The organism is Lysobacter xanthus, assembly GCF_047159895.1.
This window is the reverse complement of the sequence record NZ_BAAGAB020000131.1, coordinates 1-2,612: the sequence shown is the minus strand read 5'-3', so window position 1 is coordinate 2,612 and position 2,612 is coordinate 1. Positions and strand designations below refer to the sequence as shown.

Here is a 2,612-nt window from a genome sequence, read left to right as displayed (position 1 = left end):
CGCCGCCGCCGGGCTCGCCGTGCGCACCAGTGCGGGCGTGGCCGCGATCCAGCCGGTCGACCGCCGCCTGCAGGACCTGCTGCGCCGCGCCGACGCCGCGCTCTACCGGGCGAAGGACGCCGGCCGCGACCGCGTGATCGTCGCCGACTGAGGGCCGGCGCCCGGTCCGCTACACTCGGGCGTTTGCCGGCATCCGGCCCCGAAATCGCGGAAGGTCATGAGCGAACCCACCTGGCAGTACGAGAACTTCGAGCACACCGGCTCGGCGATCGGTTTCCGCATCAACCGCAAGCTGGACGAAGTGCAGTCGCCGTTCCAGAAGATCGAGATCTTCGAGACGACCGACTGGGGCAACCTCATGCTCATCGACGGCGCGGTGATGCTCACCACGCGCGACAACTTCCTCTACCACGAGATGATGTCGCACCCGGCGCTGTTCACCCATGCGGACCCGAAGCGCGTCGTGATCATCGGCGGCGGCGACTGCGGCACGCTGCGCGAGGTGCTCAAGCACCGGGGCGTGCAGTCGGCGACCCAGTGCGACATCGACGAGCAGGTCACGCGCATGGCCGAGAAGTGGTTCCCGGAGCTGTGCGATTCCAACGGCGATCCGCGGGCCGAGCTCCTGTTCGACGACGGCGTCGCGTACATGAAGAACTGCCCGGAAGGCAGCGTCGACATCGTGATCGTCGACTCCACCGATCCGGTCGGCCCGGCCGAGGGCCTGTTCAACAAGGCCTTCTACGAATCCTGCTTCCGGGCGCTGAAGGACGACGGCATCCTCGTCCAGCAGTCCGAGTCGCCGCTCGCGCTGCTCGAGCTGATCCACTCGATGCGCACGGAGATGGGCAAGGCCGGCTTCGCGTCGTTCAAGACCCTGCCGTTCCCGCAGCCCTGCTACCCGACCGGCTGGTGGAGCTGCACGCTCGCCCGCAAGTCGGGCGGCTTCGACTTCCGCGAACAGGCCGCGCGTGACGCGGGTCTCAAGACGAAGTACTACACGGCCGATATCCATCGCGGGGCATTGGCGACTCCACCGTTCGTCGCCGAAGCTCTCGACCCCTGAGCCCGCGTCGCCCCGGCGACGCCCTTCGATCCGGCCCATGCCCCGACTCCGCGTGTCGTTGCTCGCCCTGCTCGTCGCCGCTGCCGCGGCGGCGCCGGCGGCTGCGCAGCAGGACCGGGGCGCCGCCTTCGACCGCCTCTTCGAGCAGATCGACGGCGCGCGCCTGAACCCGGCGACGCCGGAGGAAGCCAAGGCCGACATCGCGCGACTGCATGCGCTTGTGCCGCGCGGCGACCGTCGCCGCGAGCTGCTGTACCAGTCGATGGAATGCTTTCAGCCGCCCGAGGACGCGCAGGCGATGCTGGTCTATGCGCGCCAGGGGCTGGCCGCATCGAAGGCCTTCGGCGACGTCGAGGCCGAAGCGCGCTTCCAGATGTGCGAGGCGAGCGTGCTCGACATGCTTGGCCAGCCGCAGACGTCGATGCCGCTCTACAGCCGCGGCATCGAGCTCGCCCGCCGCTCCGAGCATCCGGCGCTGGTCGGCGACGGCCTCGTGCTGCGCGGCAACGTCTATTCCTACCTCGGGCGCCACGCCGAGGCGCTGTCCGACTTCATCGACGCACAGCGGCTCTACGACGCCTCGCGGCAGACCGAGCGCTCGGAAGGCAACCTGCAGAACATGGCGGTCGCCTATCGCCGCATGGGCGAGTTCGAGAAGGCGCGCGAATACCTCGATCGCAGCCGCGCGATCGCGCAGCGCCACCAGGACTGGCCGGGCCAGCTCGTGGTCGCGCTGCAGACCGGCTTCCTGATGGAGGAGACCGGCCGCGCCGACCGCGCCCTGGTGCAGTACGAAGAGGCACTGCGCATCGCGCGCCAGCGCATGACGCCGGCCGACGTCGCCTCGGCGGAGCTCGCCATCGCCGGCGCGCAGGTCAGCCTCGGCCGCGCCGAGCAGGGCCTTGCCGCGCTCGACGCCGCGCGCGCCGGGTTCGCGGCGGTCGGCGACACCAGCAACACCGGCATGATCGCGCTGGTCGACGCCCGTGCGCGCGCCGCGCTCGGCCAGACGACCCCCGCGCTGGCCTCGTTCGCACAGGCCGAGAAGGTGCTGCAGTCCGACGGCAACGAGCGCTACCTCGAGCTGCTCTATCCGCAGCGCGCGTCACTGCACGAGCGGCTCGGCAATCCCGGTGCCGCGCTCGCCGACTACAAGCGCTACCTCGCCCTGCGCGAGAAGCGCCTCGCCGCGCGCAGCGAACAGCGCACGCTGATGCTGCGGCAGCAGTCCGACGCCTCGGCGCGCGAGATCGAGAACCAGCGGCTGCGCGCCGACCAGTCGCTGCGCGAGCAGGACCGCGAGGCGCTGCTGATGGCGCGCCGCTGGCAGCGCATCGCGCTCGGCCTCGGCGTCGTGCTGATCCTGCTGCTCGGCGCGCTGGTGGGGCGGCAGATCCTGCGCACGCGGCGGCTCGGCGCGCTCGCGCTCACCGACGAGCTCACCGGCGTCGCCAATCGCCGGCGCTTCGAGGTTCGGGCGACGGACGCTCTCGCCGCGGCGCGCGCGAACGAACGGCCGCTGTCGGTGGTGATGCTCGACATCGAC

Annotated in this window: 3 protein-coding genes; all 3 read left to right on the top strand. The window is 71.1% G+C overall.

Features of this window, described 5'->3' with window-relative positions; genetic code table 11:
- Window positions 1–19 precede the first annotated feature (19 nt).
- On the top strand, window positions 20–151 hold the full coding sequence (locus tag ACY35P_RS15350) for a diguanylate cyclase domain-containing protein (RefSeq protein WP_462116705.1): 132 nt from the start codon (window positions 20–22) through the stop codon (window positions 149–151).
- A gap of 66 nt (window positions 152–217) precedes the next feature.
- On the top strand, window positions 218–1,066 hold the full coding sequence (gene speE / locus ACY35P_RS15345; protein WP_462116704.1) for a polyamine aminopropyltransferase: 849 nt from the start codon (window positions 218–220) through the stop codon (window positions 1,064–1,066).
- Window positions 1,067–1,103: 37 nt separating this feature from the next.
- The coding region (locus ACY35P_RS15340; protein WP_462116703.1) for a tetratricopeptide repeat protein at window positions 1,104–2,612 on the top strand (1,509 nt) is incomplete at its 3' end.

Coding starts and splice junctions, on each gene's coding strand:
- speE (WP_462116704.1), top strand. CDS start 218: ATGAGCGAACCCACCTGGCAGTACGAGAACTTCGAGCACACCGGCTCG.